This is a genomic window from Gemmatimonadota bacterium (assembly GCA_026706845.1).
Lineage (GTDB): Bacteria > Latescibacterota > UBA2968 > UBA2968 > UBA2968 > VXRD01.
In genome coordinates this window covers 1-4,395 of sequence record JAPOXY010000051.1, presented here as the reverse complement: position 1 = coordinate 4,395, position 4,395 = coordinate 1, and the positions used below count along the sequence as shown (strand labels likewise).

Genomic DNA, 4,395 nt, shown 5'->3' with positions numbered 1-4,395 from the left:
ATTTTTCACCCCCCGGCTGCACCTTGAAGTCCAATAAGGCATGGAGACGTGCGTTTTCAAGCTGGGCCTCTCGGAGTTTGAGCAATTCGAGAGAAAGACGCAAATTTTGATCGCGCAAAGCATCATTTTCGTGTCGCAGCGATGAAACGCCCATTGGCCAGGCAAAGATACGGTGCCCAATAGACATCAACCCAAAAACAACACTGTGTGTAAATCGCGCCTGTATAGAGGAATCGAACAACATCAATATCAACGACGCCAAAATCGCAACGCCCAGCACAACTCCCTTACGGCGAATACGCAGAAAAACACGAATTCGTTGCATCGCTATTCCAAAACATTCCTGTAGCCGTGGAGGTCTGCAAGTACTTTCCCCGTACCTCGCACCACACAGGTTAATGGATCATCGGCTACCATAACGGGTAAGCCGGTCTCATTGACCAATCGTCGATCTAACCCGCGCAACAGTGCCCCTCCTCCCGTCAAAATGATGCCATTGTCGAGAATATCGGCGGCCAATTCGGGGGGTGTCTGCTCGAGCGTTCGGCGCACAGCATTAACAATCTCATTTACCGAACCGGCCAATGCCTCCCTGATTTCTTTCGAATGGACAGTAATAACCCGGGGAATCGCCTGTACCATCTCCAGACCTCGGCACGTATGTTGCAGTTCTTCATCGAGTCCCACGGCAGTGCCAATAGCGCACTTGATTTGCTCGGCACTGCGGTTTCCCACCAACAGGTTGTGTTTGCGTTTGAGAAATTGCACAATGACTTCTGTCAATTCATCGCCCGCTGTTTTAATTGATCTGGATGTCACAATGCCAGACAGTGCAATCACTGCGATCTCAGTTGTTCCACCGCCAATATCAACGACCATAGATCCCACCGCATCCTCTATGGGCAACCCAACGCCAATCGCAGCCGCCATGGGTTCTTTGATCAAATAAACTTCGCGGGCACCCGCGCGATCAGCAGCCTCGCTTACAGCGCGCATTTCGACAGGCGTAACACCGGAAGGCACACAAATCACAACGCGCGGTCTGACCAGCAGTTTGTTTGTTTTTACTTTGGAAATAAAAAAGCGCAACATTTCCTCAGTCACATCAAAATCGGCGATGACGCCATCGCGGAGCGGGCGCACCACCTCTATATCCGGTTTTTCGCGTCCAAGCATTTCTTTCGCCTGAGAACCAATGGCCAGCGGCTTGCGCGTATGACGCTCAAGGGCTACAATTGAAGGTTCATTGATCACAATACCCTGCCCTTTGACATAAATCAGTGTATTGGCAGTTCCCAGATCAATACCAATATCATTTGAAAACAAGTTCGAAAACCAAAAAGCCATAGCTGAAGTATCTCCCACCGGAACCGATAAAACGAACAACAATCCGGCAAAATTGGTTAAAAAAATTAAAAAAACGTTGAATGGCAGCGAGAAGATGACTTCTGAATAGGGGGAAAATTAACAGAAGTGGCAAAAGGAGGAGAGAAGATGCAGAATAATAACGCTTTAAAAAAATAAAGTCAAGTAACGAGAGACAATATATTGTGGGAAAATATCCTTGACATTTCTTTCTGGCAATCTGAAATTTGTCATTTAGATCATATGACCAATCTCGGTATTGGAGGTCCTGGTGAAAATTCGGAAAGCAGTAATCCCCGCAGCGGGGCACGGCAGTCGCATGCTGCCCGCCACCAAGGCCCTGCCCAAAGAGATGATGCCCATTGTTGACAAGCCGGCGATTCAATACATCATTGAGGAACTCGTCAACTCGGGTATTGAAGACATCCTGATCATCACGGGCCGGGGAAAACGCGCAATTGAAGACCACTTTGATCGCAATATCGAAATCGCCCATGCATTGCATGAACGCGCAGATCTAAAAATGCTCGAAACGCTGGACCGGATCGAACAACTGGCCGACATCCATTACGTGCGACAAAAAGACCAGTTAGGTACAGGACACGCCGTTCTCAAAGCCCGCAAACATATTGGCGACGAACCCTTTGCCGTTCTTTACGGCGACGACCTCGTCGTTTCAGAGCGTCCTTGCATTGGGCAAATGATAGAACACTATAACAGGTACAGCAGCTCAATTCTCGCAGTCAAAGAAGTGCCGCAAGATCTCATCAGTAGTTATGGCGTTATTAAAGGCAAACGCATAAACGATGTCTATCTCGTTGAGGGACTCGTTGAAAAACCCGATCCTGCAGAAGCACCATCAAATCTCGCGACCCTTGGGCGCTATATCTTTGGGCCCGAAATTTTTGACTTTCTGGAACAGATCGAACCTGCCCAAAATGGAGAATATCAACTCACCGACGCCATCGAATTGATGAGCCAATCGCGCGCAGTGTACGCATGTGCCATCGAAGGGGAGTGGCATACGGTGGGCGATCTTCTGTCATACCTCAAGACCTCAGTAGCCTTTTCACTTAATCATCCGGCCATTGCCAAAGATTTTCGCAAATACCTCAGAGAACTCATCCCGCTGCTCGAAGAAAAAAAGAAGTCATTATAGGTCGCTCAAAAGCGCGTCCATCTCGCGCACCAGCACGGGCCAGTGTGTCACAATCCGTTTCTCTTCTGCCGCTATGGCTTTCAGATCGGCTTCACACAGTTTGCATTTCCCATAACACACATCTACATCCTCCCGGTCTAAGATTTCGACAACACCATCTGAACTTACCCATATATCCAAAAGCAGGTCCAGATAACTGACCCTGCGTTCTTCCACCCGCACATTCCGACAAATATGAAATAAATACCCCTTCAGATCACCTGAAGGGGCACACATTCGCCATAAAACATGCGCGGCGTCCCTTTGGTAAAAAGCCAGCGTTTGAGAACCAGCAGGCAAGAGAGTGCCAGCGACTTCCCAGGCCTGATTTGACACATAGGACAAGACGACCCAATCTGTGCCGCGGGCGACCAAATCGCACATATATGTTTCATCGGGTTTGTCGAGATGGCGTTTTAATTCGCAAAACAACACGATGGAGGTCCTAAACAATGAAATAGCAGATCAAAATTGTCAAACTCGTGATCAGCCAACAGATCCACTGCAATGACCAGCCGCGCTTGTCACCCAGGCCAGAAGAAACACATTGCCCGAGATAACAACCCGTAAAAATGACAAATAATACAATGCCCCACACCATAAAATATCCTTTTCTATATCAGCTTGACAACCTCTTCTCGTTCTGCCGAGAGCCTGATTGCATCAATCACGCGAATGGCCTCCAGACATTCCTCTGGTTTGACCAGCAATTCTTCCCCATGTACAAGTGCTGCGCCCACATTATCGTAATACGTGCGATAGCTGCCAAACAGGGGCGACACCGGGTGCTCTACTGTTTGTCCGCGATCATTGATGACGCGCAGCTGATAACGCGCAGGGTCTTCCGGAACGAGTACGCCAAAAACCCCTGACTTCATCGCCGCTTCTTGAGGGTCTATGCCATATTTTCTAAAACTTCCAAGCGCGCCGCGCACATGATAGCGCGGCTTGGCATACATCCACGCGGTGCCCAATTCAATAAAATAGCGCACCCCGTTTGCAAATCGCAGGTGAATCAGAGCCAGAGCTTCAACATCGGCCTTGTCTTTGGGATAGCGATATTGCAAATCGGCAAAAACGGTTTCAACTGTTGGCCCGTAAAGTCTGAGAGCCTGATCGACCAGATGCGCTCCCCAATCGAGAACGCGCCCTCCGCCGTATTTTTTCCACGCACGCCACCCGACATGCGGGCCACCATAAGTCGTGATATTGGACTCAATAGTATAAATATCACCCAATATCCCTTCTGCGAGTATGTGTTGCAACGTCAAAAAATCGCCATCCCAGCGCCGATTCTGATACACACTTAAAAGCACTTGATTGCGCTCAGACGCTTCAATCATAGCCAGTGCTTCAGACTCATTCAAACACATAATTTTATCTGTTACGAGATGTTTACCCGCGTCCATTGCCTGAATAGCCATCGGCGCATGCGTATCGTGCGGTGTCGCCAGCACAACGAGATCAATATTATCATTGTCCAATAGCGCGTCAAAAGAGTCATACGTCACGATCTGTGGGAAATCGGCTTCTGCGTCCTGGCGTTTCTCCAATGTACGCGAACAAACCGCGTAGAGTTCAAGATCGGGCGCCATCTGAATCAATTGTGCGTGAAAGACTTTTCCACCCAAACCATAGCCCACCAGTCCAACGCGAATCATGACACTCCCTCCCAAAAAAGAAAGGCCGCCTCAAAAGAAGCGGCCTCGAAAAGAATTCGAATGCGCCATTATTTCAGCAACATCATGCGCTGAACTTGAGAAAAATCGCCCACACTCATGCGATAAATGTAAATACCACTGGCGACTTGCTTGCCAAATTCATCTGTGCCA

Annotated in this window: 5 protein-coding genes; 1 reads left to right on the top strand and 4 read right to left on the bottom strand. The window is 48.8% G+C overall.

Features of this window, described 5'->3' with window-relative positions:
* Positions 1–325 (bottom strand): hypothetical protein (locus OXG87_04995; protein MCY3868892.1); only part of this gene is annotated, 325 nt, incomplete at its 3' end.
* A 2-nt stretch (positions 326–327) separates the two neighbouring features.
* Positions 328–1,347 (bottom strand): rod shape-determining protein, encoded by a 1,020-nt coding sequence (locus tag OXG87_04990; protein MCY3868891.1) that lies wholly within the window; start codon positions 1,345–1,347, stop codon positions 328–330.
* 289 nt (positions 1,348–1,636) lie between these two features.
* On the opposite strand from OXG87_04990, the gene galU reads away from it, so the two are divergent.
* Positions 1,637–2,524: a UTP--glucose-1-phosphate uridylyltransferase GalU gene (gene galU, locus OXG87_04985; GenBank protein MCY3868890.1), complete on the top strand. Its 888-nt coding sequence runs from the start codon at positions 1,637–1,639 to the stop codon at positions 2,522–2,524.
* On the opposite strand, the gene OXG87_04980 is transcribed toward galU, so the two are convergent.
* The gene (locus tag OXG87_04980; protein MCY3868889.1) at positions 2,519–2,998 is read right to left on the bottom strand and encodes a DUF402 domain-containing protein; all 480 of its coding nucleotides are present in this window, start codon (positions 2,996–2,998) and stop codon (positions 2,519–2,521) included. The genes galU and OXG87_04980 overlap by 6 nt on opposite strands.
* Before the next feature lie 179 nt (positions 2,999–3,177).
* Entirely contained in the window at positions 3,178–4,224 is a 1,047-nt protein-coding gene (locus OXG87_04975; protein MCY3868888.1) for a Gfo/Idh/MocA family oxidoreductase, read from the bottom strand.
* Between the last annotated feature and the right edge of the window lie 171 nt (positions 4,225–4,395).